The sequence below is a fragment of the Undibacterium sp. TC9W genome (genome assembly GCF_049339865.1).
Taxonomy (GTDB): domain Bacteria; phylum Pseudomonadota; class Gammaproteobacteria; order Burkholderiales; family Burkholderiaceae_D; genus Undibacterium.
Genome location: NZ_JBMPPJ010000092.1, coordinates 1 through 265 on the forward strand (window position 1 = coordinate 1; position 265 = coordinate 265).

Here is a 265-nt window from a genome sequence, read left to right on the forward strand (position 1 = left end):
GTGATGACGCTGTTCCAGTCATCTGCTGCCGCCAGATTGTAAGTCGTTGAACTGCTGGCGGAGGATGTGCCGTTCTTGTTGAGCAGGCCATCGACTGAAGCAATATCAGCACCGGCCAGAGTGAAGGTAAAGCTGGTGGCAGAAGTCACTTCGACATTGCCAGTAGTGGAAAGTGTACGGGTCGCACCGCCTTCACCGGTAATGGTCAGCTTGGAAATGGTGACATCATTCGTTGCACCTATCGTTTTAACCAGGTTGGTGCCGG

Annotated in this window: 1 protein-coding gene; it reads right to left on the minus strand. The window is 53.2% G+C overall.

Features of this window, described 5'->3' with window-relative positions; translation table 11 throughout:
• Window positions 1–265 (minus strand): hypothetical protein (locus ACO0LN_RS30370; RefSeq protein WP_422980499.1); only part of this gene is annotated, 265 nt, incomplete at both ends.